A 26,083-nucleotide genomic window follows, 5' to 3' on the forward strand; every position below is an offset into this window, starting at 1 on the left:
ATGGCGGCCCGCCGCACCCGATGGTGTGGGCGATGTTTATTGGGCACGCATAGCCACCCTTGCCCATAGTATGGGCGGTGCCTTCATAGACCTCGGCACGGGAGAGCAAGGGTTTTTACCCCTTTCTTCCGATGTTACCCCCCACACAGAAGGGCAATGCCTAGCAGTACAGGTTACCCGCGCAGCACAAGGCGGCAAGGGCCTGCGCCTGCGTAAACTAGACACACCCCCAAGCCCCACGCCCGACAAACCGGGCTTACTCAGCCGCGGCCCCACACCGCTGGCCCGCTTGGCACACATTTTTGCAGATGCCGCATTGGTAGCTGACAGCCCAGAAAGTGCAGCCCTTATTCCACCCTTGCTACAGCCACGGCGTAGCAAGGGTTTTCGTCCCTGGCCTGAAGCAATTGCCCACGCCTGCGCCGCTTTAGAAGAGCCAATAGTTACCCTGCCCGGCGGTATGCAGGCCAGCATAACCCCCACCCCTGCCCTTATTGCCATAGATATGGACGCCCCACCCACCACCACAGGCTGGAGCAAACAAACCGCACAATTTGCCGCAAACCGAGACGCCCTGCCCGCCTTGCTGCACCAAATACGCTTGCGCAACCTTTCTGGGGCTATTTTAATAGACCCAGCAGGCCTTGCTGTACGTAAACGCCAAGCCTTGCTTGAGCCGGTCAAAGCCATGCTGCAAGCAGACCCCCTTAAACCCCGCTGCCTTGGCATTACTGGGTTGGGGCTTATAGAAATGGTGCGGGCACGCATTCACCCGTCTTTGCCAGAGCTGCTTAACGCCCCGCACGGGCGGGCATTAGCTGCCTTGCGCACCGTGCTGGCGCAGCACCCCACTGCCACCCAACTCCGTTGCGGCCTTGCGTTGCTTGGCGCACTCGAAGCAGACCCGCAAGCCGTGGCTGACTGTATGCGCCTACGCGGCAAACCTTTTACCCTTAAGCTAGACCCTTCCTTACCAGATTTGGCATGGATCCCGCAAAGTAATGACTAAACCCGCAGCCACTTGCCCCGTGTGCGGCAAGCCCGCACAACACGCCACACGGCCCTTTTGCTCTCAACGCTGTGCTGATATTGACCTAGGCCGCTGGTTTACCGGGCAGTACCGCGTGCCCGGCCCACCAGTAGACGAAGAAAATATTCAGAAAAATGAAAGAAATGACGAAAGGTGACTTGATCCCTTTGTCAGTGTGAGATAAACCCCTCTCACACCGCAAGGTTACGGTGCCCAAGTAGCTCAGTTGGTAGAGCATGCGACTGAAAATCGCAGTGTCACTGGTTCGATCCCGGTCTTGGGCACCATTATAAAGCAGTAAACTGCACCCCTTTCCCCTTACATTTTATTTCTAAACCCTAAACATTTTTGTTTGTGGGTTTGCACACGCCATACTTACCGGTTTAGCCTTGTGCTTTAATCGGCTGGCTTATCTGGGTCTGTTTGCGCCGGTGGGTCGCTGGCCGGAAAACTCTCTTTCAGCGCCTCATCCAACTCTTTTTCTTGTTGGGTTTTGCTTGGTTTGTCTGGTGCTGCATTGGTCATGGTAAAGCTCCCTTCACGTTAACCAACGCCAAACACCCACAAAAGATAACAGGCCCTTACTCACTTTTATGAGAGAGCCTGTACCCTTACCTATAAATTAAAGCGCGGAACACTTGCCACAGCAAAGGCTGCACAATGTACTGTATGCCCAGCAGCACAATCATGGGGCTAAAGTCTACCCCTCCCAAATTAGGGAGCATACGCCGTATAGGCCCCAAAACAGGCTCGGTCACACGGCTAAAAAACACACCAACTTTCCAAACAAGCTGGTTACGGCTGTCTAAAATACCAAACATGCACAAATTAATAAAAATGCACGATAGCAGTAAAATCCAGCAATAAATATCCAGCAGGCGCGTTAGCACCATATAAAGGCTAAACAGCAAATATTTGCTCCTTTGCAATAAGAGTATGCCGTGTGTTTAACCGGTTTACCGCATGCCACCTAAACTTGACAGGGCTTTACCCCGCTCTGTACACGCAAAATAAAGCAGGCGGGGCTGTAGCTCAGTTGGGAGAGCGCCTCGTTCGCAATGAGGAGGTCAGGGGTTCGATTCCCCTCAGCTCCACCACTCGCCCGCTTACACCTTTCTAAACAGACAATAAAAGCCCCTAACAACACATATAAACTGCCTGTGCGGCAGTGAAAGCCCGCAAAGTCCCTGTGGCGCGGGAGTTTTGTTTCTGAGCTGCCTGTGCGGCAGTGAAGTTTGGCACGCTGATCGGTGCCAGCGCTGCCTCTTTTCTGAGCTGCCTGTGCGGCAGTGAAGACATCGACAGTGCGGCCCTTGGTGCGCTGGGTTTTCTGAGCTGCCTGTGCGGCAGTGAAGAACAGGCTCTGCCATGTTGCGCCCGTTGCGCCTTGCTGAGCTGCCTGTGCGGCAGTGAAGATCGGCATGGGCGAAGGTGCGCTTGGCCTTATTTTCTGAGCTGCCTGTGCGGCAGTGAAGACAACCCGCTGACCAACTTTACGCGCGGTCTATTTCTGAGCTGCCTGTGCGGCAGTGAAGTCGGCGGATATCCTGCGGGTGCAATCGTGTCCTTTCTGAGCTGCCTGTGCGGCAGTGAAGCAGGGTGCCTTGCGCCGTGTTGATTACGGACATTTCTGAGCTACCTGTGCGGCAGTGAAGTAGACTGATATGGTTATAAAAGAGCAGTTTTGTGCGTCTTGCAGCCTATTTTGGCGCTTTTACCCCTTTTTGCAAGCCGTTTTGTAAGTATCTGATTTTAAAGAGATTATTTTTGGCTCTAAAAAAAGGGGTATTTTAGGGGTAAACTTTACCCCTTTGCGCCAGCTTTAATGCCAAGTGCTGCATGGTGCTGGGCGTCCCACCGCCGTGTAAAGGGCAGGCACACCACAAAAACCACCGTGCACCCTACAGCTAAAAAGAAGAGAGAGCGGAACAAACTGGCATACACAGGCAGCATTGCGGCAACTGTTTCGCCCCCAACAGCACCGCTTACAGCAGCCATATTGGCCACCATGCTGCCAAGGTACATAGCCACACCGTTAGACACGCAGTAGCTGCCCATCATAAAGGCCCCAATATTAAGCGGCACATAGCGGGCCACCACGGCAAGGCCAAGCGCGCTAATAAGCAATTCGCCTACAGAAAGCGCTCCATAAGCCCAAAACATAACCCAAGGAGAAATTGGCGCGACACTTTGCGCGGCACTCCACCACCAAATTAAAAAAGACAGTGCGACCAAAGAGAAACCGGCAATAAATTTTTCTGCAACAGGTAGATAATAACCCCGTTTTTCTAACTGCCCATACCCCCAAGAAAGTAAGGGGCTGGCCAGCATAATCCATACCGGGTTGAGTGCTTGAAACTGCCCAGCAGAAAGCGAGAAAAGCGGTACACCAAACAGCGTAAATTCAGAGCGTACATCACGCAGGGCAAACAAAGTAAGCGACGTTACCATTTGCTGGTAAAACACAAAATAAACCATAGTTTGCACAATAAGCAGGTAAGCCAGCCGTAAACCGGGCCGGCTTTGCGGCGCTGCCCGGCGGTAAAGCAAAACCCACGCTACCACCACAGCAATAGCCGCCACCCAAACGCATATACGCCCCAGCATGGGTGAACCAAGAATACTAACCACAACCGCCACAAACACACCCATGCCCGCAAGCACTGCCACCAAACGGCCCCACACAAGGGGGCTAAAGTCTGGAGCAGAGCCAACAGTGCTTAAGCGTTTTCGAAAAAAACCATAACTTGCAAGGCCAAATACTAAACCGGCCGCACATACCCCAAAAGGTGGCCCCCACCCTAAACGAGCCTGCAACCATGGCGTAAGCAACAAAGACACCATGGAACCAATATTGATGCTCATGTAATAGTATGTGAAAGCCACATCTATCTGGGCGTTATCTCCCTCATAAATGCGCCGCACCAAATTGGCCGAATTGGCTTTAAACAAGCCATTACCCAACGCAACAATGGCCAAGGCCACAAAAAGGGTAAGCTGGCCGCCACTATCTAACCCCAACACCCCATAGCCTAACGCTAAAACAACTGCCCCCAGCAGCATGGTACGGCGCGAGCCTAAAACGGCATCCCCCACCCAGCCGCCAATGGCAGGGGCTGCGTAAATAACAGCAGAGAGGGTACCCAGCAGCACATTGGCCTGTGCATCTGCCAAGTTAAGGCGCTGCACCATATACAGCAGCAAAATGCCTTGCATGCCGTAATACCCAAAGCGCTCCCACAGCTCTATGGCCAACACCACGGCAAAAGACTGTACGCGGCTACGGTGCGTAAAAGAGGAAGTGTTTGTCATAAAGCCCTGACCATTTTGTGATCGCGTACCCAGCACAGCAAAAACCTGCCGTTTAGGTAACGGAAAACTGCCCTTACTGTGTATAAAGACAAGCCATTGCAAACCAAAACAAGCCCCTACTAGCAGGATTGTGAGTAGCCGGAGCCAAAAAGCCGCGCTTATTTCGTTAATCCAACCAATGCATGACGCTCATACGCGTTGTGTGGGTTTAGCGATTATCTGGAGCAAGTTTTCTCATGGCGAAGATCAAGGTCAAAAACCCCGTCGTTGAAATGGACGGAGATGAAATGACCCGTATCATCTGGCATTTTATCCGCGAGCGGCTCATTCTGCCGTATCTCGACATTGACCTGAAATATTATGATCTTGGCATTGAACACCGCGACGCCACAGACGACAAAGTAACCGTTGAAGCCGCCGAGGCCACCAAACGCTACGGCGTAGCCGTCAAATGCGCCACCATCACCCCAGATGAAGCCCGCGTGAAAGAATTCGGGCTTAAACGCATGTACCGCTCACCCAATGGCACCATTCGGAATATTCTTGATGGCACCATCTTCCGTGAGCCTATCATCTGCACCAACGTACCCCGCCTTGTGCCACACTGGACGCAGCCTATTGTTATTGGCCGCCATGCCTATGGTGATATTTACCGCGCCGCCGAAACAAAAATTCCTGGCCCCGGTAAAGTAACGCTTACGTATGTGCCAGAAAACGGTGGCGAAACCGTAACGCTAGACGTGCACGACTTTAAAGGCCCCGGCGTGGCTTTGGGCATGCACAATACACGCGCCTCTATCGAAGGGTTTGCGCGTGCATCTCTCTCTTACGGGCTTAACCGTGGGCTGCCTGTTTACCTGTCTACCAAAAACACAATTTTAAAAGCCTATGATGGCATGTTTAAAGATGTGTTTCAGGAGGTATACGACAAAGAGTTTAAGGCAGCCTTTGAAAAAGCAAACCTAACCTACGAACATCGCCTGATTGATGACATGGTAGCCTGCGCCCTTAAATGGAAAGGCGGCTATGTATGGGCCTGTAAAAACTACGATGGCGATGTGGAAAGCGACATTGTAGCCCAAGGCTTTGGCAGCCTAGGGCTTATGACCTCTGTACTGCTAGACCCCACGGGCCAAGTGGTAGAAGCCGAAGCCGCCCACGGCACCGTAACCCGCCACTACCGCGAGCACCAAAAAGGCAAACCCACCAGCACCAACCCCATTGCCTCCATTTTTGCATGGACACGCGGCCTGGCCTACCGCGGCAAATTTGATGACACCCCAGACGTTGTACACTTTGCCCAAACACTGGAAAAAGTGTGCGTTGACACCGTAGAGGCAGGCCAAATGACCAAAGACCTTGCCCTGCTGGTTGGCAAAGGCACCACATGGCTCGACACCCAGCCTTTCCTTGATGTGCTGGACGAAGGCTTGCGTAAGGCGCTCGCTAAAAGCTGAGCTTTCACGCACAACATGCCTTAAAGTAAGGGAGTGCCCAAGTTGCACTCCCTTTTTTTGTCTGCTCGCCCCCCATTGCGTCTACCGCCGTGCTAGAGCAAAACACACTGTTGAAATCTGCCGCAGGACACACAGGGAGACCACCGCGCGCCATGACCCAGACGCCACTTCAAACAGATGTCGCTATTATTGGTGCAGGCCCTACCGGCCTATTTGCCGCATTTCAATGCGCGATGCTGCGGTTAAACTGCCTGTTAATTGATGTGCTGCCCGAAATTGGCGGCCAGTGCGTTGCCCTGTACCCCGAAAAACCAATTTACGACATTCCCGCCTGCCCTGCGGTTGAAGGCGCACAGCTTATTGCCAACCTAGAGCAACAGCTTGCCCCCTTTAACGTACCCCGCCTACTCAAACACCGGCTTGAAAGCCTAAGCGGCCACCGTGGAGACTTTACTCTGGGCACAGACAAAGGGGCACACATTAAAGCCAAAGCCGTTATTATTGCCGCAGGGGCTGGCGCTTTTGGCCCCAACCGCCCGCCACTAGATGGGTTGGAAGACTTTGAGAATTCAGGTGCGGTGCAATATTACGTGCGCCGCAAAGCAGACTTTGAAGGCCGCAGCATTGTTATTGCTGGCGGTGGCGATTCTGCGCTCGATTGGGCTTTGGCCTTAAAAGACAAAGCCGAAAAACTCTACCTTGTGCACCGCCGCGACCGCTTTAGGGGCGCCCCAGAAAGCCTACGCCAGCTAGATGAAGCGGTTGAGAACGGCCAAATTGAGAAAATTGTACCCTACCAGCTACATGCCCTGCACGGCCAAAATGGTGCGCTAGAAGCCGTTGAGGTTGTTGACCTAGAAGGCAACACCCGCAAACTGCACGCCAACACCCTGCTGCCATTTTTTGGGCTGGCAACAGACCTTGGCCCCATTGCCCGCTGGGGTATGGACACCGTGCGCTCTACCATTCCGGTAACGCCCTCTAGCTGCGAAACCTCACTACCCGGCGTTTTTGCCATTGGAGATGTGGCAACCTACCCCGGCAAGCTCAAACTTATTTTGCAGGGCTTTAGCGAGGCCGCCATGGCAGCCCACTCCATCTACCCCATTGTAAACCCAGACCAAGCTTTGCATTTTGAATATTCAACCAGCAAAGGTGTGCCCAACACGTAACGGCAAGGCGGGTACGCACTGTTGCCACTTGGCAGAAACAAAGCGTTATGAAACTATAAACGTACTAACGCATTCTTGATCGAAAGCGGGGGGAAAGTTGCTGCGGGTACAGGCCAGCCTGTCCGGCGGCCTTTCCCTTTTCTGTGCAGTATAACTTGAGACCCGGCCTGCCCATGCCCCTGCCCGCGCCCCACACCAAGACAGCCCCCCTCTCGTGTGGTGGCTTTACTGGGCTGGCTGACATGAAACTGCCAAGAATGAGGCATACAAGAAAGTTTGCTCTTGCTCTACAGCAGGTAATTTTGCTTGGCAGTACGTGTAAGCCGCCACCATACCCACCGGAAAGGATGAACCCGTGAAAGTTCTCGTTCTGGGTGCCGGCGTTATCGGCACGACCTCAGCTTGGTATCTGGCAAAACTGGGGCATGAGGTCACGGTTATTGACCGCCAACCAGCACCGGGGCTTGAGACATCATTTGCCAATGCCGGGCAGGTTTCTCCGGGTTATTCATCGCCTTGGGCTTCGCCCGCCCTACCGCGCCTTGCCTTAAAATGGATGCTCCAGCACAACGCCAGCCCGCTGGTTATACGCAAGCGCTTCGATCTGGCCATGTTCCGTTTTATCCAGCAGGTGCTTAAAAACTGTAACGCCCATGCGTACAGCATTAACAAGGCCCGCATGTTGCGTGTGGCCGACTATAGCCGAGACTGCCTAGACACCCTGCGTGAAGAAATTGGCCTCACTTACGACGACCGGCAGCGCGGCTTAATTCATCTTTTCCGTACCGACAAACAGCTTGATAAAGCCCGGCAAGACATGAAACTGCTGGCCGAAAGCAATATTGAGCACCAGCTTTTAACGGTCCCGCAAATTCTTGCCCGTGAGCCGGGCCTAACACATGCCCAAGGCTTGCTTAAAGCCGGGCTTTACCTACCCGGTGACCAATCGGGGGATGCACATATTTTTACCCAAAGGCTGGCCAAACGCGCCGAGGCCTTGGGCGTAAAATTTCTCTATAACACAACCATAAAAGGGCTAGATGCCACAGTCGATGAGGTTGTGTCTGTCCGAACCTCAGCAGGGCACTTCCGCGCAGAAAGCTACATTGTGTCTATGGGTAGCTACAGCCCGCTATTGCTCAAACCCTTAGGGCTGCGGCTGCCTATCTACCCGGTTAAAGGCTACTCTCTTACTATTCCCCTAACCGATGAAACACACGCCCCGCTCTCAACCGTAAATGATGAAAGCTACAAGGTTGCCATAACCCGCCTTGGCAACCGTATTCGGGTTGGGGGCACGGCAGAACTTGCCGGCTATAGCCAACGCCTAAGCCCAGACCGCCGCGCCGGGCTTGAGCTTTCTTTTTCAGAACTGTTTGGTGGGGGAGACCTTGCCTCTGCCAAATACTGGACAGGCCTGCGCCCCTGCACGCCAGATGGTACACCCATTATTGGCGCAGCCCCCGGTTTTAAAAACCTCTGGCTTAATACTGGGCACGGCACACTCGGCTGGACAATGGCCTGCGGTTCTGGCCGTCTCATTGCAGACCTCGTGCATGGCCGCAAAACCGATATTCCCGCACTCGACCTAACATTAGGTCGCTATACCCCATAAAAAAACAGAGCCGGGGTTGCCCCACAGGCTCTGTTTTTAAAGCTATCAGCAAATACGCCCAGCCAAGAGCCTGCGCTTACGCGCAAGCCTTGCCTGTTACGCCTGATTACTGAGCTGAAGAGTCAGCAGCCGTGTCAGCTGCGCCTTCTGCTTTTTTAGCTTTTTTGTGGCCATGGTGCTTTTTGCCACCATGTTTGTGGTGCTTTTTGCCTTTCTGGTCAGCTGCTTCTTCTTTGCCAGCTTCAGCAGCGGGGGCAGCAGCAGGTGCTGCTGCTTCTGGAGCGGCTGGGGCAGCAGCGGCAGGCGCTGTTGCAGCAGGGGCAGCCGGAGCAGCAGCTTCCTGAGCGAAAGAAGGAGCAGCAGCGCCCATCAGAGCAACGGTAGAGACAACAGCAAGAAGACGGCGTGAAATCATGAGAAACGTTCCCTCTAAAATATCTGGGCTAAGAGACTTAGCCCCGACTAAGACGTCAGAGTGAGTATGGCATTATGCCGCACCCTGCCGTTATGCCATTTATAGCATGGCAGACCATAAGCCGTCTCGGGCTAAAATGCCTAAAGAACAGCCACTTGCCGCGCCTTTGACCTAATACCACCTTAATCCCGACATAATGGGCTTTTGCGCCCTGCCAAAACAAAAAATGGCCCACCAGCAGAGTGCTGGCAGGCCACTTTCAAACTGAGGCGTTTAGAGCTGGTTAGCCAGCATCGCCTTTACGTTCACGCTTTTTGCGTTCGTTGGGGTCAAGGTAACGCTTACGCAAACGAATGGCAGAAGGTGTGACTTCAACCAGTTCATCGTCTTCAATGTAAGCAATAGCTTGTTCCAAAGACATACGGCGTGGCGGTGTCAGGAACAGCGCATCGTCTTTACCAGACGCACGCATGTTGGTCAGTTTCTTTTCACGAACGCCGTTTACTTCAAGGTCGTTTTCGCGAGAGTGCTCACCAATAATCATGCCAACGTAAACTTTTTCGCCAGCATCAACAAACAGCGTACCGCGGTCCTGCAAAGAGAACAGAGAGTACGTTGTGGTGTTACCATCTTCAGCAGAGATCAGAGAGCCATTGCGGCGGCCTTCGATCGGGCCTGCATAAGCCTGATACCCATGGAACAGACGGTTCATGATACCCGTACCGCGCGTGTCGGTCAGGAACTCACCGTGGTAACCAATCAACCCGCGAGACGGAATGATGAAGGTCAGACGCACTTTGTCACCACCAGAGGGGCGCATATCCTGCATCTGGCCTTTACGCAGAGACATTTTCTCCACGACCACGCCAGAATAAGGCTCGTCCACGTCGATCATGACTTCTTCGTATGGCTCTTCGCGTTCACCAGTTTCTTCGTTGGTCTGGTACAACACGCGGGGGCGGCCAATGGTCAGCTCAAAGCCTTCACGGCGCATGGTTTCAATCAGCACGCCAAGCTGTAGTTCACCACGGCCAGCCACTTCAAAGGCTTCGCTTTCCGGGCTTTCAGAAACGCGAATAGCAATGTTGCTTTCTGTTTCTTTAAACAGACGGTCACGAATCTGGCGAGACGTTACTTTCTTACCTTCACGGCCACCCAAGGGGCCATCGTTCAGGCGGAACGTCATAGACAGGGTTGGTGGATCAACCGGAATAGCTTTAAGCGGCTCGGTTACTTCTGGTGCGGCAATGGTGTCTGGAATTGTTGCTTCAGACAAACCAGCAACAGCCACAATGTCGCCTGCTTCAACTTCTTCAACCGCTACGCGGTCAAGACCACGGAAGGAGAGCAGCTTGGTCAGACGGCCGGTTTCAACGGTTGAACCATCTGCACGCAGCACTTTAACGGGCATGTTAACGCGGGCACGGCCCTGCTCAACACGGCCTGTCAGCACACGACCCAGAAAGTTGTCGTTTTCCAAAATGGTGGCGGTCATGGCAAACGGCTTGTCTTTGTCCAGAGCCGGAGCCGGAACATGTTTGAGAATAAGCTCAAACATCGGGCTCAGATCTTTACGCGGGCCGTCCAGTTCCACATCTGCCCAGCCTTGGCGGCCAGAAGCGTACAGCATCGGGAAGTCGAGCTGTTCGTCGTTGGCGCCGAGAGACGCAAACAGATCGAAAATTTCGTTATGCACTTCGTCCGGGCGGGCATCGCCACGGTCAATTTTGTTCACAACCACGATTGGCTTCAGACCACGGGCCAGAGCCTTACCCACCACAAATTTGGTCTGGGGCAGTGCGCCTTCAGCAGAGTCGACCAGCACAACAGCGCCGTCCACCATGCTCAAAATACGCTCCACTTCGCCGCCAAAGTCGGCGTGTCCGGGGGTGTCAATAATGTTGATGCGGGTGTTGTTCCACACAACAGAGGTGCATTTCGCCAGAATGGTGATGCCACGCTCACGTTCCAGATCATTGCTGTCCATGGCGCGTTCAGCAACGTGCTGATGCTCATGGAAGGAGCCTGACTGTTTCAGCAGTTCATCAACGAGTGTGGTCTTGCCATGATCGACGTGTGCAATGATGGCGATATTGCGGATATCCATGAAGAGTGCCTGAGTGTCCCTGCGCGTTGTGCCGCCACTGTCCTTGCAAGACTGGCGGTTGCGTTTCGGTATAAAGAGTGCTGGCCCCGTTGATAAGCGCCAGAACGCAGAATTGCACGTAAAATCCTCACAAGGCAGCCAGAATACCGCATGGGCTAGCCTTTTTTGCCGCTCTACCCCCATAAAACAAACGCAAAATATACTCCGCCCCCTTCAAGCTGAGCAGAAACATGGACACGGCCATGACTTGGAATTAAGGATCATTCTCAATATAGAGTGTTACTCTACTGTCCAATTAGACCCACTGCCCAGCAGGATAAAACCAACCGTGCGCCTTAACCAGCTACCACTCCGCAGCGCGGGAGTTATTGACCATATCGAGTCACTCTCCCCCTCCGACACAATTGCCCAACGCCTTGGTGAGTTGGGCTTTGTACCGGGTGAGCCTGTTAAGGTTATTGCTTTTGGCCCCTTGGGGGGAGACCCCATGGCAGTGGAAATTGGGTTTACCCGCTTTGCCCTACGCTGCGCTGAAGCAAACCGCGTTGTGTTAAAAGATATGCCCGCCAACCCCAACGCAGCCTGCCCCGCACACCCGCACGAATCCTCTCACACCACTGCCCCACAGGCATGAGCACACAAACGCCCCCTTTGGCACCCTCTCAAGCAGCCCCGTTGCGCGTTGCGCTGGTTGGCAACCCCAACTGCGGCAAAACCGCTCTTTTCAACCAGCTTACCGGTAGCCGCCAAAAGGTAGCCAACTATGCAGGCGTTACGGTTGAGCGCAAAGCGGGGCGTTTACTGACCCCAGCAGGGCGCAAAGTAACCGTGCTAGACCTGCCGGGCACATACAGCCTAGCCGCCACCAGCCCAGATGAAGCTGTAACCCGAGACGTCTGCCGTGGCGTTTATAAAAGTGAGCCCGCCCCAGACCTGCTTATAAGTGTGGTGGCCGCTACAAACCTGCGCCTGCACCTGCGCTTTATGCTGGAGTTACGCCAGTTAGGCCGCCCCATGCTTGTGGTGCTCAACATGGTTGATGCCATGCGCAAACAGGGGCTGGATATTGACGTACCCCGCTTGCAGGCAGAACTCGGCGTACCCGTTGTAACAGCCGTTGGGGTAAAGCGGGGCGGAGCCGCCAACCTGCTTGCCGCACTCGACACCCCCATACCCCCTGCCCCAACACCCCTGCCAGCAGGCACAGACCTGCACCACGAAGTACGCCGCATTATGGCGCTATGCGTGGCCCGCACCTCTGAGCGCAGGCAGGCGCTAGAAGAGAAACTAGACCGTTGGGTACTGCACCCGGTCTGGGGCATGTGCATTTTGTTTGTGCTGCTCTTTATTATGTTCCAAGCCGTGTTCTCATGGGCGCAACCCTTCATGGACTTTTTAGAAGAGGCCATGAAGCAGTTGGGAGACTTTGTCGGCACCCTTCTACCCAGCGGCGCCTTACAAAGCCTGATAGTTGATGGCGTTATTGCCGGTGCGGGCACAGTTATTGTCTTCCTGCCGCAAATTCTCATTCTGTTTTTATGGATTCTTGCCCTCGAAGAATCCGGCTATCTGCCGCGCGCCGCTTTTATGCTTGATAAACTCATGGCCTCTGCTGGCCTGAGTGGGCGCTCTTTTATTCCGCTTCTCTCCAGCTTTGCCTGTGCCGTGCCGGGCATTATGTCTACCCGCACCATACAAAACCCGCGCGACCGTATGGTGACCATTCTCATTGCCCCGCTCATGACCTGCTCGGCACGCCTGCCGGTCTATGCGCTGCTTATTGGCGCTTTTATTCCAGCACGGCGTATTGGCGGCATTTTCAACCTACAAGGGCTGGTACTGTTTGCTCTGTATGGGCTGGCTATTCTCAGCGCCTTGCTGGTGGCCCGCGTCATGAAACGGCGCGATGTTGAAGAGCACCCCCTGCTGCTAGAGCTCCCCAATTACCGCCTGCCCGGCCTGCAAAGCCTTGCTATTGAGCTCTGGCAACGCGCGCGTATTTTCCTCTCCCGTGTGGGCAGTATTATTGTCACGCTTAGCGTTATTATGTGGGCGCTCTCCAGCTTTCCCGCCCCACCAGCAGGGGCTACCGGCCCAGCTATTGACTACAGCCTAGCGGGCCGCATTGGGCACATTATGCTGCCGCTGTTTTTACCGCTTGGCTTTAACTGGCAAATTTGCGTAGCGCTTATTCCCGGTCTTGCTGCGCGCGAAGTAGCAGTCAGCGCCCTTGCCACTGTCTATTCAGTTGGCGCGTCAGAGGCAGATGCCGCCTCCCAACTCACGCCCTTACTCGCCAACCAATGGAGCCTTGCAACGGCCCTCTCATTGCTGGCATGGTACGTTTACGCCCCGCAGTGTTTTTCCACACTCGCTGTTATTCGCCGCGAAACCGGATCTTGGCGGTTTGTGGCTATATCAGCAGGCTATCTGTTTGGGCTGGCATATGGTGTTGCGTTTCTTACCTACCATATTACCCGGCTTATTACCGGATAGAGAACATAGGAGGGTTCACCATGACCCAACTCCTTATTGTCGGTCTTCTGGTTCTATTGTGCGCCGCCTACTGGCTGCAACGCCTCGTGCCTGCCGCAACCGCCCCTTTCTGGCGCGGCATTGCCGGGGCGCTGCATAACACCCGCTTTCTGCCCGGCTTACGCCTTAAAGCCGAAAGGCTCTCCTCCCCCTCCGGCGCACAGGGCTGTGGGGGCTGCAAAGGGTGTGATAAAAACGGCGGCTGCCACTAAAGGCCGCACCCGCCCTAAAACCGTAATGCCCCCACTCCGGTTCTCTGCACATACCCTCTTGCGCCCGGCAGCACGGCAGGGCACTCAAGAGACCACGCCTGTGGCCCCCTAGGCCCACACGGCTAAACAGGTTTTTGTTGCAGCAGAACTGGATATAGAGTGGATAAGGTTGAAGAACCGCCCCGCACCCCAAAGGCGCTTCTAGCAGCCGTTATTGGCATGGGTGTGCTTATTGTTGTGGGCACAGTTACGCTGGTGGGGGTTATTATCCACCGCATGAACAGCCAGCACACGCCCGCAGCCCTTCCTGCGTCTGTACCTTTACAAGATACCGCACTCCCCGCCCCCAGCCTTGCCCCAGGCAGCAAGTTACTCAGCATGGCCCGCGTGCAAGACGACCTGCTGGCGCTGCATATCTCTGAAAATGGGCAAGACAAAATTATGCTTTGGCAGGTCAGTACGCACAAACTCATGCAAGGCTTAACTTTGCCACCAGCCCGCCCATAAGAGCAGCCATTTTACTCATGGTGCTTGATCTTACTGTACCAAGCCTTACCATAGCCCTGTTACCAACAAGGATGTCTAGCCCATGAAGCGCGCGTTATTTCTCTGCCTTGGCCTGCTTGCCCCAGCCCTGCCGGCCTGCGCACAGACCGTGGTAGATGGCAGCGACAAGGCTGCCACACCTTTTGTTAAAACAACCCTTAAAGCACTCAGCCATAAATATGCTGGTACCCCCACCCATTTTCGGCAAATTGTCACCCATAAAGTAGACGACAAACAAAGCGTATGCGGCCAAATTAGCCTAGAGAACAGCAAGTCTCCAGACGCCAGCAGCTACATTCCCTTTGGCGCAACAGAGGGGCAAGACAACATTATAGTCTTTGAACCCCGCACCATTCCCGCAGCGCTAGACTTCCGTGAAGTCAATAGCTGGATCAACCGCGGCGCTGATCTGGAAGACCTAGAAGAGATGGGCTGCGTGCCAGAAGGCAGCTACCGCGCGTACAGCGACACATTAAATAAGGTTTTACAAAAGCGCAAAAACTCATCTTGAAATAACAAAAGCGTGTTATAACAGCTTATCTTTTCAAAATTCCGTTATAACACCATGCGCCAGTTGTAGCACAAACACCACAACGCCTTCAAAGCCACGTGCACACCCCGTAATGATGATTGACACTACCGGGGGTGTCTGCATGTAGTGGTGTGGTCGCAACGAAAAAAATAACAACTGGCCACCCCATTATGAAATTGTTGAATCTGTTGCTCCTGCTGCCCTTTGCCGGGCTGCTCTGGACACCGCTATACGACCGGTACACACCGGCCCTATTCGGCTTCCCCTTCTTTTACTGGTACCAGCTTGCTTGGGTGCCGGTTACATCCGTTATCATCTGGATAGTCTGGAAAAAGGGGCGCGACGTATGAGCGGCGTTAACCCTTGGGCGCTTGGCGTCTTTATTTTCTTTTTTGCCACAACCATTGTTATTGGCAGCTTCATTCAACCCATTCGCAAACTGCTAAGCCGTGGCAAAGCCGCGCAAAGCGGTGAAGACTGGGGCTTGGGTGGGCGCCAGTTTGGGCCGTGGGTCACGTGGTTTCTGGTTGGCGGAGACTTCTATACGGCATACACGGTTATTGCCGTACCAGCCTTAGTTTACGCTGCCGGTGGGTATGGCTTTTTTGCGCTGCCCTACACCATTATCGTCTACCCGTTTATTTTTCTGGTCATGCCCAAGCTGTGGCACATTGCCCATAAGGGGGGGCATACCACTGCGGCCGATATTGTGCGCGCACGCTTTAACAACCGCACGCTTGAAATAGTGGTGGCCATAACTGGCCTTGTCGCGGTTATGCCCTACATTGCCTTGCAGCTTATTGGTATTCGTACCGTAGTACAGGCTCTTGGTCTGCCGGGCGATATTCCGCTTGTTATCGCGTTTCTGTCTTTGGCAGCCTACACATGGCTTGGTGGCCTACATGCCCCAGCCCTTACGGCTTTTATCAAAGATATCATGATTTACATTGCCGTACTGGTTGCTGTTACCGTCATACCGCTGCACATGGGGGGCTACTCTGCCCTGTTTGCCAGCGCAGACCACACACAACCTGTACTTAAAGCAGGTATGGGCCTGCCTTACTCCACGCTTGCGCTCTCTTCTGCTCTGGCTGCATTTTTGTACCCGCATACCCTTACGGGCATTCTGGCAGCACGCTCGGCAGATACTATTAAACAAAACGCCGTTTTTCTGCCTATTTACACCATTGTTCTGGGCCTTATTGCCATGCTTGGCTTTATGGCGCATGTGGCTGGCGTTAACGCAAGCAGCACATCTCTTGTTGTGCCCATGCTGTTCCAAAAAGTGTTTCCCGCATGGTTTAGTGGTTTCTGCCTAGCGGCTATTGCTGTTGGCGCACTGGTACCTGCTGCCGTTATGGCTATTGGGGCAGCCAACTTAGTGACACACAACCTGCTACCCGCCAGCAAAAGGAGCGTTAACGCCAGCCGTTATACTGCGCTGGCCGTTAAAGTTGGCGCGCTGCTGTGCGTTTTGTTTCTCAACGCGCAATTTGCTATCGACTTCCAGCTTCTAGGTGGGGTTATTATCCTGCAAACCTTCCCGGCTCTTATTCTGGGCCTGCTGCGCATTCGTTTTTCTGCCGCCGCCATGTTGGCCGGGTGGGCTGTTGGCACGGTGGTTGGCGTTGGGCTGTGCTGGCTTGATGGTCTTAAACCCATTCACCCCATTGCTCTCGGCCCATTCTCGGGCAATGTTTCAACAGGGCTTATTTCTCTCTTTGTTAATATTGCTGTGGTTAGCCTTATTACCCTTGTTAAACCCAGCCCCCACAAAAACACAGCACAAGGCTAAAGCCTTTACGCGCCTGTTTTTATAAGCCCCAACATTTACGAAACCCGCCTTTAAACAGGCGGGTTTCTTTTTAACTACCCTCTTTAAAAAATTGTTTCTCTTTAAACATTGCTCCAGAAAAATGCCCCCTCAATACAAAAAAAATCCCGACTATCTAAAATAGAAAAATTATCTTGTAGTCCTCACGTAATAATACTCACCCATGCAGGAGAACACTTATGGAGGCATTCAAAAACAACTTTATCCGCAGCAACATAGATTATACGCCTCGGGCTTATTATTGTTTTAGCTGTTTTTGGTCTTTACAAATAGTTCGCGTTTGAAACGCAAACGCTGCAACATCTTACCCAAGGCACATGGTTGGGGCTGCTTTACAGCCCTTTTGGCGCACAAGACACCACATATACACGCGCCGTTATTGAAAATATTACGCTTATTGCCCTCATACTCGGCTACGTTAACGCACAAATTGGCATTATTGGAGACATCCTCGTACTCCTTACCGCCCTTGTCACCCTAAACCTTCTACCGCAACTTGGGCGGCTTGATTCTTTTATTGTAAAAGATGTGCTGTTACTCGACAGTGGGCTTGTTTTACTAAAATCTTACCTACGCCACCATAAAGCAGCTACTCTTTCCTGCTTCGCCTCAACTTCGTAGTTAACTTTTTTACAATTTGTTCCGCTTTAACTTTTCAGTCTTCGTTTTCCAGAGAATAACGCCGGTCAACGTCTCTGCGGTGCTGCATTAGTTTTTCAAAGTCGGTCGGTTTGCGCTTTAACGCAAACGGCGTATGAGTTTTTACAAATTTCTCAAGGCTTAAGCCACGCCGCTCTGCAATATCACGCAATTCAGCATAGACATCTTCCAACACATACCGAGAAGCATCGTGCCCGTACTGCTGCAAAGGGTGCCGGTTTTCACTGCGGCATTGCGCCATAAAGGCATCGAGTGCCTCACGCGCTTTAACCCGCAGTTCAGACACCAACGTTGCATGAAAAGCCACTTTACCCGTTAACCCCACAAACTCCCCACGGAGTATAAAGGTCTCAACATCAAGCGTCACGATGGCAGGCACCCCCCTGACAATCAAAATGTCACGCATGGTTTTCACTCGGGTTCAGCCTTCTTCCGCTTAATTTTGCCCATACAAGCAGGGTTTAGAAAGTGTGCCACGGCTTATGCCAGAAACCCCCGCTTGCAGTAAATGTTTCATAACACTATCGTCTTAAAATAAGACTCAAACTCTGGCACGCCACGGCATGAGAGAAAGAGGCAGGCCTTTGCCCAAGCGTACACCACCCCCTGCGCAAATGTCTTTGTCTTTGCAAGACACACGTCCACCCCGTGTTACCCTTAGCCCTGGTGCCGTAGTGCTGCGTGGCTATGCCCTACCACAGGCAGAAGCCCTTGTGGCCACCATTCATACTTTAGCGGCTCTTGCCCCTTTCCGCAGCATGCAAACACCGGGGGGTGGCACTATGTCTGCCGCACTCACAAGTTGTGGGGCTTTAGGCTGGGTTACAGACCATACAGGCTACCATTATACCCACACCAACCCCTTTACCCAACAGCCTTGGCCCGCTCTACCAGAGCTATTTTTGCACTTAGCAACGACTGCTGCACAGGCGGCTGGCTTTAAAAATTTTACACCCAATGCGTGCCTTATAAACCGCTATACCGCAGGTAGCCGCATGGGCCTGCACCAAGATAAAGACGAGGGAGACTTCACCCAACCCATCGTTTCAGTCTCGCTCGGGCTGCCGATGGTTTTTCTCTGGGGTGGGTTAAGCCGCACCACGCCAGCTTTTCCCTTTTTGCTAGAAAATGGTGATGTGGTGGTATGGGGGGCAAGAGCGCGCCTTCATTATCATGGTGTAAAACCTTTGGCCGCAGGCATACACCCCTTAACGGGCACTGTTCGGTTTAACCTTACTTTTCGGTTTGTGGCTCCCTAATGCCACCCTTCCGCCTTAACACGTACACCAGCTTTTTGCCGCATATTGTGCCGCCACACGCCACCTCTTACGGTAGGCTTTTACCATACCTCCCTTTATGTCAGGAACGCGCCTGAATGCCCATGCTGCCTGCCCTCACTCGCCGCCACCTTCTAAAAACGAGTGCAGCCCTTAGTAGTGTAGGCTCTTTCTGGTCACACACTGTTTGTGCACAAAGCAATATGCCTGCAAAAAAGTTTTCTGCTCTTACAACACTTTTTCAACAAGCTGTTGCCAGTCATAAAACGCCGGGCGCTGTGGCAGCCATTTGCCACAAAGGGCAAACCCTGTGGCAAGGTGTATTTGGTCAGCAAGCTCTCATTCCATCACCCGAACCCATGTCGTGGAACACGCTTTTTGATATGGCCTCTCTCACAAAGGTGCTCATCACGGCACCTGCTATTATGCAGTTATGGGAGCGAGGTCTTTTTAAACTTGATGACTATGTAAGCACTTATTTTCCGCAATTTGGCACAAATAACAAAGCCCACGTTACCATACGCCACCTTCTAACCCATTACTCCGGCCTACCAGCAGACCTTGACCTTTCCACCCCATGGTCTGGCAAACAAACAGCCTTTACACTTGCCATGAACAGCTCGCTCGAGCACAAACCCGGAGAAAAATTCGTTTATAGCGACATAAATTTTCTTATACTGGGCTTTCTCGTTGAAAAATTATCCGGCCAACCGCTTGATGTTTACGCAACCCAAAACATTCTTCAACCGCTCGGCTTAAAACGGAGCTTTTTCTGTCCAGACCCCGCTCTCAAACCGGTAATAGCACCAACACAATTTAACGAAAATAACACTTTACTGCGCGGCGATGTACACGACCCAACAGCCCGCCGCATAGGCGGTGTTGCGGGGCATGCTGGTCTTTTTTCCTGTGCAGATGATACGCTCACTTACGTTAAAGCTCTTCTAGCGCGTCGTGCTGGCCTGCCCTCAGCCTACCCGCTCCGCCCCCAAACAGTGGTGCTTATGTCTACCCCCCAACAACCCAAGGGCCGGGCAGACTTGCGCGGTTTAGGGTGGGATATTGCCACCCACTACTCCACCCCTAGAGGGGATATCTTCCCGCCTTCTTCATTTGGCCATACTGGCTTTACCGGCACGTCTTTATGGCTCGACCCCGATACCCAAAGTGCCGTCATTATCCTTACCAACCGCGTACACCCTTACGGCAAAGGCAACGTCATAGCCCTCCGCCACGATGTCGCTACGGCAGCAGCATTGGCATTACACACATTCTAGTATTCTATAATGCGCACTGCCCTCTTTTAAAAAAGGCTTTCTGCACACAGCATACACGCACTAAACAAAATTTATTTATTTTTTAAATTAGTAAATCCTATATATCCATTTTTTTTGTAACCTGTATTATTCTCGCATCACTTCACGACTATATTCAACCATATACCTATTTATGCATGGCAATATATAGACAAACCTCATTCAGCCCCGGCAAAAGACCGCTATCTCTTCTTTATCCTCATATAATCTGGGCCCCTACAGATCCATGCATGACCGTCTGCATACCCTCATCGCTACTAGTACATTCAGTGTACTGCTGCTTGCTTCATCCGCTTTGGCGGCACCTAGTAATACAGCACCAGAGCAACCGCTCACCACTAAAACACCTGCTAAAGCTACCCCGCGCAAAACACCTACCCACACAAACACTCCCATTGCAGGCATACTTGACGGCTCTAATGGTGAGACCATCAACGTACATGGCCACCACGCAGCAGACGGTACTGCAGCCAAATATATGAATAAAATTGTCTATCTTGGCCCATTAGGAAACCGAGATACACTCGACACGCCCTATTCTGTCATGGGTGTTACGCATGATGTGGTGGTAAACCAGCAAATCCGTAACCTGAACGATATGGCGCAGTATCTACCATCTGTTCAGATGGAAATACGCGGAGACCCTAACACCTCACGCCCCCAATCTCGTGGGTTTGAGGCTGATGTTATTTCCAACTCCCGCCTTGATGGTCTTAACGTTGTCTCTACCACGCCCTACCCGGCAGAATGGGTCGATAACCTACAGGTACTTAACGGTTTAGCCGGGGCTATGTACGGGCCCCAAAACCCTGCTGGCGTTTTCGAATACACCCTTAAACGCCCAACAGACAGACGCACAGAACGGCTTTCAGTTGGTGTAGATTCCATTGGCACCCCTACCGTTAACGGTGACATCTCTGGTCGTATCGGCAGAAACGGTTGGTTTGGTTACCGCCTTAACCTACTCCACGCAGATGGTACGGCCTACACTCAAGGCAGTTGGATGCGCCGCGAAATGGTCAGCGGCGACTTCGATATCCATCTGGACGATAAAACCGTTATCGAACTTGACGCCAGCCACTACACATACGACCAGCGTGGCACCGCCCCCGCTTTTGGTATTCCTGCAACAGGCGTAGGTGGCAGTACACTCCCGACCGCCCCAGACCTAAGCAACCGCCTCGCTCCTGAATGGAGCGGCTACAACATGGAAACCAATACATTCCTTGCTAAAATTAAGCACCAGATTAACAAAGACTGGAGCTTTACCCTTGGCGGTCTTTATCAAGATGCCGCTCGCCAGTCTTTTGGCGTCACAGATACTCTGTGCGATGGTGGAAAAACCTGTGGCGGGTTAAGCGGTAGCAACGGTTGGTACAGCTCAAGCGCTAAAGCAACGACTACCGCCAACGATTTCCGGGTTGGTAGTAACATGGCCTATTTTAATGGTCGAGTTTACACAGGCCCTATAAAGCACGACCTCGTTATTGGCACCAACGGCTATATGATGGGGAATTACAACCCAACAACGGCCGTAACACCCGCACAAAACCTTGGCGTTCATAATATTTATGGTGCAGCCCCTTCGAGCGGCACACAGCCCTATTACAGCGGTCGCTATAAATCCAGCAGTGTAACCAGCCAGTCTTTCATCGTGGGTGACACACTCACACTCAACAAGCACTGGTCTATCATGGGCACTCTGGCATGGAGCTGGATCCACCAAGAAAGCGCGCTTAACGCCAAAACTCCGCTCAGAACCACCTTTAACGCATCAGCAGCATTCAGCCCTACCGCCAGCCTGATGTATAAGCCGACTGACAACCAAACCCTCTATTTCACGTATGGGCGTTCGGTAGAAGCTGGCCCAGTTACGCCCAACAATACAAGCTACACCAATACCAATATTGCTCTGCCCATTGCCCGCTCAGAAGAATACGAAGTGGGCTACAAACTACGTTACCAAAAAATGCAGCTTAATATTGCAGGTTTCCGCATGACATCACCTTATGCCATGTACATGCCCGCAACAGACCCTAAAGGCTGTGCAGCTCTAACTAACTGCCAAACCTACCAATATGGCGGCACACAACGTAACTATGGTGTAGAAGCACAAATCTCGGGTGAAGTGCTCCCTAATCTATCTGTTTTAGCCGGCATGACCTGGCTCGACGCAGAGCTGGTCGGCGGTAGCTCAAGCCTAAGCAATAAAGAAATTGTAGGCGCAGCTCCTTTGCAGGCTAACCTGCTGCTAGACTACCGTCTGCCCGCATCTTTTGGTGCTTTTGCCTCTGGTTTTGCCTTTAATGCCAATGTGCACTACATGGGCAATCGCGCAGCCAACGTAAGCAATACGCTCCATACAGGCTCTTACACGACACTAGATCTTGGAGCACGCTACGCCTTCCACGTTGTTCGTTTTCCATGGGTCGTACGCTTTGGGGTCACCAATGCCACAAACGAGCGCTACTGGGCCTCTGTTTACACAGGTGCCCCAAGTGGTACTTCTGGCGCAGCATCCAGTCTCTATGCTGGCCTACCTCGTATCTACCACTTCACCCTTTCGGCTGAATTCTAGGCTCAATATTACAGCGTAAAAGCATGGGCTTGCTATCACATAGCAAGCCCTTTTTTGTATTCACAAAGCAGGTAAATCAGCTGCCTAAAACTCAGCCTCGTCCCCACTGCTTTGCAACACCTTGACCTGTCTTTCTATCCATTTCTGGGCAGAAACCTTACGAGACGGGTCAAGCATGCGGTACAGCTTAATCATATCGCATTCATCAGGTGATACGGTTAGCGGAATATCCGCTTGCACATAGCCGGTCAGAAAAATCTCGGGGTCAACACCAAACAGAGCCGCAAGTTTAGGAATATGCTTGCGCGCGCTTCCCTCACGCCCCGTTTCCCAAAATGCAATGGCAGGGCGCGAAACGCCCAGCGCATCAGCAACTTGCTGCTGTGTCATGCCAGCCGCCTTGCGCAGAATTTTCATTCTCTGGCCAAGGTCAGTTCCCGGAGAAATTATTTCCTGTCTTTCCACGCTTCCCGCTCTCTCTTTACGGAGAACAGAGCGGGCAACCCACAGCAAACAAGCCAAATGGCACGTTCCACCTTGGGCGTACCATTCCGTTTCTCCAGAACAACACGCAACGGTTCACCCCACCCATAGACGTGGCAGAAATACTGCCTTCCCGGCATGCTCATTGGGTCCATAACCATGCGCATACAGAGAGTAAAGACCGTATAAGGTAGCACAAACCGCTTCTGTCGCCCTACAGTTCAGCACGACAAAAGCATTATGTCATTCCGGTTTTAAACGTTTTGAGAAATACAGCAACATAAACTGTGCTTTATGTTGCTGTACCGCTTCTTTGTTTCGTTAATCTTAATATGTCAGTTTTTTTCTGACATCATTATTTAGAAGTTCTGTGAAATACCGGTCAAAATAGTGCGGCGCAGGCCATATTGTGGTGCCCCCACCCCAATTCCGCTCCCATCACGCAACATATAGGTACGGTCAAACAGGTTGGTTACATCCAACCGAATCTGTGTGTCCCCCAAGAAAGAGTGCCCAAAGAGGTTCTTGAAAGTCTGCACGGCAGAGAAATTAAAGGTCGCGTATTGCGGCACAGACAGGCCGTTGGGCGGAATATCACTCCCATCTGGCCCATCTTTACGTAGCCCGCTCCCATATATCATGGTGCCTGAAACCCGCAGTGGGTGCCACCCTTTCTGGAAGAAGGTGTAAGATGCACCAGCAGAAGCCGTCCAACGCTGGTCGTGGTCAAGATGCACCCAGCGGTTCTTAATGTAATTCAGGTCATCATCACCAAAGTTAAATTGTGCACTGGTAATGTCTTTACCAATGGCCCGCGACCAACTGAAGTTGCCGTACAGAGACAAGGCGCCAAGGTCGTAAGACGTGCTCACCTCGTAGCCATTAACCTGCCCACGGCGGTAGTTAAAGCCGCTCAAAATAATAGGCGCACCAAACTGGCCCTCATCAATCAAATTATGGGCAAGCTTATAATAAGCATCAAACGAAACACGCCAGCCCGGCAAAATCTGCTGCTGGAAACCGGCATCAAAATAATGGTCTCTTTCGGCACGCACAGTACTATTGCCATTGCTTGCAGCCGCGGCACTGGTATTGGCAAATTTATAAATAGCTGAACTACTCACAACCTCAAACGGTGGTGGCGTAAAGTAACGAGAATAACCCGCATGGAAAGTACCACCATGCCAAGGGTTCCATACCACGTTAATACGCGGACTAACCTGCATCTGGCTGGTATATTGGCTTACACCATCAAAACGCAGGCCATAATTTACCGTCAGGTTTTTAACAGGCTTCCATTCATCCTGCGCATACAAACCATAAACGGTGCCAGTTTTACCACTCCCATCATGAATAGAAATGGGGGTAGTATCCTCAAATTCTGGTGTTTCACCATCGCCAAACCCACCAGTCTGCTGAAAAACCTGAGAGTCTGTTTTAGAGGTTGTGCGCTCAACAAATACCTGAAAACCAAAACGTACTGTGTGGTCTTGCGCCGCACGCCATGTCACATCATGCTGCGTGCCCATAGAAAACACAGACCGCGCGGCGCGCTGGGCTATGCCGTTATAAACTAAATCCCCCACAGGGTCAGGTGAGTAGCGCAAGCTGCTATAACGTGAAAAAACAGAGCTTTGCAGGCTAAATTTGCCTATTTCTTTTTGCAAAGCAAGCACGGCAAAATCAGTAATCTGTTTTTGGTGTTCGTTTAGGCTATCACTATCGGAACTACCTTGCTGCTGCGCCAAAGCACTTCCGCTATACGACGGCATTGCAAATTGTGTCTGCTGCCCCGGATTATTAGGCAACTGATATTCAGCATTAGAAATACCAGCAATAAAGCTAATACGTGTATTTTCATCAGCCGTATAACGCGCATGCCCCAGAAAATGGTACTGGTTGCTTAGGTCATGTTTTGCATTGAAAGAGCCGGTCGTATTTTCAATGCCCATGCGGTCATGCACAAAGTCAGCCGTTGCAAAATAATCCCACTTCCCTTTATGCCCGCCATATTGCAAAGACGGAAAAAAATAGTCCCGTGCTCCACCATAAATAGACACATTGCCGCCAGCATTTGTTGTGCCATTTTTGGTAGTAATATCAACAACAGCAGCTTGTAAAAAGCCAAACTCGCTTGGTAATGCGCCCGTTGTTAAAGACATACTGTCTGCAAAACGGGTCATCAGCGCTTGGCCAAATACATTTAGCCCTTCTGGCAGTTGCACACCATCAAGGCGAAACTGCACCTCGTTATGGTCGCCACGCACATGAATTTGGCCATAGCTATCTTGTGCCACACCCGGAGCCTGCAGCAGCACTTGGTTGAGCGGCACGTTATCGCCACCCGGTATAGTTTCCAGCGCTTTACGGCTAAACCGATACACTGTTGCCCCGGTATCTGGCTGCAAATCAGAGCGTGCGCGGTCAAGATGCGCGGTAACAGTCACCCGCTCAGGCTGCGCCACTTTTGCAGGCTCAATATTCACCGTTTCCCGGCCAGTGAAGTGTGTTTTTGCAGAGATACCCACATGACCTTGCGCTTTTTCGCGCCATGCCTGCGCAACAGCTTGGCTACCCTGGGCTGGCACAGAGGTATGCACGCTACGCGTTGCCGTACCCGTCTGTTCCAACTGCGTTTGAGCATGGGCCTGCTGCACCCATGCCAGAAAACCAGCCGTTGAGCACAACGTAGAACACGCCAGTGCAAACGAAAGACGAGAAACGCGCATAAATATGCCCCTACCGAAAAGCAAAATTTGAGTTAAGGTTGAGGCTATAATTTGTTATGGTATAACATATCAAACATTATTTAGACTTAAACCGTCGACATAACCGCTACTGTTTCATTTTTGCCGCACTCCCAAAGCAGCTACCAAACCGCCACCCTATATTTTTTTAAAATTTTGCATTTTAGCCCTTGTGCTCGCACCATAATTTGCGTAAATCCACCGCACGCCAGCCTCTGTGTCCCGTTCGTCTAGAGGCCTAGGACACCGCCCTTT

At 52.2% G+C, this 26,083-nt stretch carries 25 protein-coding genes, 2 tRNA genes and 1 CRISPR repeat array; of the genes, 18 read left to right on the forward strand and 9 right to left on the reverse strand.

From position 1 onward, the window contains the following. From Abor_RS10490 to Abor_RS10500, 3 genes are all read left to right on the forward strand, one after another. A partial coding sequence (locus Abor_RS10490; RefSeq protein WP_048841844.1) for a ribonuclease E/G occupies positions 1-1,009 on the forward strand: 1,009 nt, incomplete at its 5' end. Next, on the forward strand, positions 1,002-1,187 hold the full coding sequence (locus Abor_RS10495) for a DNA gyrase inhibitor YacG (protein WP_048841845.1): 186 nt from the start codon (positions 1,002-1,004) through the stop codon (positions 1,185-1,187). The genes Abor_RS10490 and Abor_RS10495, both read left to right, overlap by 8 nt. Positions 1,188-1,241: 54 nt before the next feature. Beyond that, positions 1,242-1,317 (forward strand) — tRNA-Phe (locus tag Abor_RS10500). Between the two features lie 109 nt (positions 1,318-1,426). On the opposite strand, the gene Abor_RS13225 is transcribed toward Abor_RS10500, so the two are convergent. Together Abor_RS13225 and Abor_RS10505 are read right to left on the reverse strand one after the other, a co-directional pair. Continuing rightward, positions 1,427-1,555, reverse strand: coding sequence for a hypothetical protein (locus Abor_RS13225; protein WP_256940433.1), 129 nt, complete (start codon positions 1,553-1,555; stop codon positions 1,427-1,429). A gap of 86 nt (positions 1,556-1,641) precedes the next feature. Then, positions 1,642-1,941, reverse strand: coding sequence for a YggT family protein (locus Abor_RS10505; RefSeq protein ID WP_052946426.1), 300 nt, complete (start codon positions 1,939-1,941; stop codon positions 1,642-1,644). A gap of 110 nt (positions 1,942-2,051) precedes the next feature. Here Abor_RS10505 and Abor_RS10510 point away from each other — a divergent pair. Next, a tRNA-Ala gene (locus Abor_RS10510) sits at positions 2,052-2,127 on the forward strand. A 109-nt stretch (positions 2,128-2,236) separates the two neighbouring features. Beyond that, positions 2,237-2,685: direct repeats of the CRISPR family, unit length 28 nt; unit sequence TTTCTGAGCTGCCTGTGCGGCAGTGAAG. A gap of 148 nt (positions 2,686-2,833) precedes the next feature. On the opposite strand, the gene Abor_RS10515 is transcribed toward Abor_RS10510, so the two are convergent. Continuing rightward, positions 2,834-4,342, reverse strand: a complete 1,509-nt coding sequence (locus Abor_RS10515) for a peptide MFS transporter (RefSeq protein ID WP_048841847.1) — start codon at positions 4,340-4,342, stop codon at positions 2,834-2,836. A gap of 236 nt (positions 4,343-4,578) precedes the next feature. Here Abor_RS10515 and Abor_RS10520 point away from each other — a divergent pair, with 236 nt between their 5' ends. Together Abor_RS10520 and Abor_RS10525 are read left to right on the forward strand one after the other, a co-directional pair. Beyond that, positions 4,579-5,799: an NADP-dependent isocitrate dehydrogenase gene (locus Abor_RS10520; protein WP_048841848.1), complete on the forward strand. Its 1,221-nt coding sequence runs from the start codon at positions 4,579-4,581 to the stop codon at positions 5,797-5,799. A 152-nt stretch (positions 5,800-5,951) separates the two neighbouring features. Then, a complete protein-coding gene (locus tag Abor_RS10525; protein ID WP_048841849.1) occupies positions 5,952-6,971 on the forward strand; it encodes an NAD(P)/FAD-dependent oxidoreductase in 1,020 nt (339 codons plus the stop codon). Positions 6,972-7,024: 53 nt separating this feature from the next. Here Abor_RS10525 and Abor_RS10530 read toward each other — a convergent pair whose 3' ends face one another. Further along, complete coding sequence (locus Abor_RS10530) at positions 7,025-7,237, reverse strand: hypothetical protein (RefSeq protein ID WP_126621364.1); 213 nt, start codon at positions 7,235-7,237, stop codon at positions 7,025-7,027. 89 nt (positions 7,238-7,326) lie between these two features. Here Abor_RS10530 and Abor_RS10535 point away from each other — a divergent pair, with 89 nt between their 5' ends. After that, complete coding sequence (locus Abor_RS10535; protein ID WP_048841850.1) at positions 7,327-8,586, forward strand: D-amino acid dehydrogenase; 1,260 nt, start codon at positions 7,327-7,329, stop codon at positions 8,584-8,586. 106 nt (positions 8,587-8,692) lie between these two features. Here the strand turns inward: Abor_RS10535 and Abor_RS10540 are convergent, their stop codons facing one another. Further along, positions 8,693-9,001 (reverse strand): hypothetical protein, encoded by a 309-nt coding sequence (locus Abor_RS10540; protein WP_048841851.1) that lies wholly within the window; start codon positions 8,999-9,001, stop codon positions 8,693-8,695. A gap of 283 nt (positions 9,002-9,284) precedes the next feature. Then, the gene (gene typA / locus Abor_RS10545; RefSeq protein WP_048841852.1) at positions 9,285-11,108 is read right to left on the reverse strand and encodes a translational GTPase TypA; all 1,824 of its coding nucleotides are present in this window, start codon (positions 11,106-11,108) and stop codon (positions 9,285-9,287) included. Between the two features lie 13 nt (positions 11,109-11,121). Here typA and Abor_RS13275 point away from each other — a divergent pair, with 13 nt between their 5' ends. The 8 genes from Abor_RS13275 (at position 11,122) to Abor_RS10585 (ending at position 17,388) form a co-directional block, all read left to right on the forward strand. Continuing rightward, a complete protein-coding gene (locus Abor_RS13275; protein WP_307188427.1) occupies positions 11,122-11,742 on the forward strand; it encodes a FeoA family protein in 621 nt (206 codons plus the stop codon). After that, a complete protein-coding gene (gene feoB, locus Abor_RS10555; RefSeq protein WP_048841853.1) occupies positions 11,739-13,604 on the forward strand; it encodes a ferrous iron transport protein B in 1,866 nt (621 codons plus the stop codon). The genes Abor_RS13275 and feoB overlap by 4 nt, the downstream gene beginning before the upstream one ends. Positions 13,605-13,624: 20 nt before the next feature. Continuing rightward, positions 13,625-13,855: a DUF6587 family protein gene (locus tag Abor_RS10560; protein ID WP_048841854.1), complete on the forward strand. Its 231-nt coding sequence runs from the start codon at positions 13,625-13,627 to the stop codon at positions 13,853-13,855. Positions 13,856-14,014: 159 nt separating this feature from the next. Next, positions 14,015-14,362 (forward strand): hypothetical protein, encoded by a 348-nt coding sequence (locus tag Abor_RS10565; RefSeq protein ID WP_048841855.1) that lies wholly within the window; start codon positions 14,015-14,017, stop codon positions 14,360-14,362. An 82-nt stretch (positions 14,363-14,444) separates the two neighbouring features. Beyond that, complete coding sequence (locus Abor_RS10570; protein ID WP_048841856.1) at positions 14,445-14,912, forward strand: hypothetical protein; 468 nt, start codon at positions 14,445-14,447, stop codon at positions 14,910-14,912. 191 nt (positions 14,913-15,103) lie between these two features. Next, positions 15,104-15,283, forward strand: a complete 180-nt coding sequence (locus tag Abor_RS10575; RefSeq protein WP_048841857.1) for a DUF3311 domain-containing protein — start codon at positions 15,104-15,106, stop codon at positions 15,281-15,283. Next, positions 15,280-16,728: a sodium:solute symporter family protein gene (locus tag Abor_RS10580; protein ID WP_048841858.1), complete on the forward strand. Its 1,449-nt coding sequence runs from the start codon at positions 15,280-15,282 to the stop codon at positions 16,726-16,728. The genes Abor_RS10575 and Abor_RS10580 overlap by 4 nt, the downstream gene beginning before the upstream one ends. A gap of 360 nt (positions 16,729-17,088) precedes the next feature. Beyond that, positions 17,089-17,388: a DUF417 family protein gene (locus Abor_RS10585; protein WP_048841859.1), complete on the forward strand. Its 300-nt coding sequence runs from the start codon at positions 17,089-17,091 to the stop codon at positions 17,386-17,388. Positions 17,389-17,422: 34 nt separating this feature from the next. On the opposite strand, the gene Abor_RS10590 is transcribed toward Abor_RS10585, so the two are convergent. Next, complete coding sequence (locus Abor_RS10590; protein WP_126621363.1) at positions 17,423-17,833, reverse strand: hypothetical protein; 411 nt, start codon at positions 17,831-17,833, stop codon at positions 17,423-17,425. Positions 17,834-18,041: 208 nt separating this feature from the next. Here Abor_RS10590 and alkB point away from each other — a divergent pair, with 208 nt between their 5' ends. From alkB to Abor_RS10605, 3 genes are all read left to right on the forward strand, one after another. Then, positions 18,042-18,686 (forward strand): DNA oxidative demethylase AlkB, encoded by a 645-nt coding sequence (gene alkB / locus Abor_RS10595; RefSeq protein ID WP_048841866.1) that lies wholly within the window; start codon positions 18,042-18,044, stop codon positions 18,684-18,686. 116 nt (positions 18,687-18,802) lie between these two features. Next, positions 18,803-19,981, forward strand: coding sequence for a serine hydrolase domain-containing protein (locus tag Abor_RS10600; protein ID WP_048841861.1), 1,179 nt, complete (start codon positions 18,803-18,805; stop codon positions 19,979-19,981). Positions 19,982-20,246: 265 nt separating this feature from the next. Next, positions 20,247-22,598, forward strand: a complete 2,352-nt coding sequence (locus Abor_RS10605; RefSeq protein WP_048841862.1) for a TonB-dependent siderophore receptor — start codon at positions 20,247-20,249, stop codon at positions 22,596-22,598. 84 nt (positions 22,599-22,682) lie between these two features. On the opposite strand, the gene Abor_RS10610 is transcribed toward Abor_RS10605, so the two are convergent. Together Abor_RS10610 and Abor_RS10615 are read right to left on the reverse strand one after the other, a co-directional pair. Continuing rightward, positions 22,683-23,063 (reverse strand): helix-turn-helix domain-containing protein, encoded by a 381-nt coding sequence (locus tag Abor_RS10610; RefSeq protein ID WP_256940434.1) that lies wholly within the window; start codon positions 23,061-23,063, stop codon positions 22,683-22,685. Between the two features lie 377 nt (positions 23,064-23,440). Then, positions 23,441-25,810 carry a TonB-dependent receptor gene (locus Abor_RS10615; protein WP_048841864.1) on the reverse strand — a complete coding sequence of 790 codons (2,370 nt, stop codon included), beginning with the start codon at positions 25,808-25,810 and terminating at the stop codon, positions 23,441-23,443. Positions 25,811-26,083 lie beyond the last annotated feature (273 nt).

It is taken from the genome of Acetobacter orientalis, from assembly GCF_000963965.1.
Classification (GTDB): domain Bacteria; phylum Pseudomonadota; class Alphaproteobacteria; order Acetobacterales; family Acetobacteraceae; genus Acetobacter; species Acetobacter orientalis.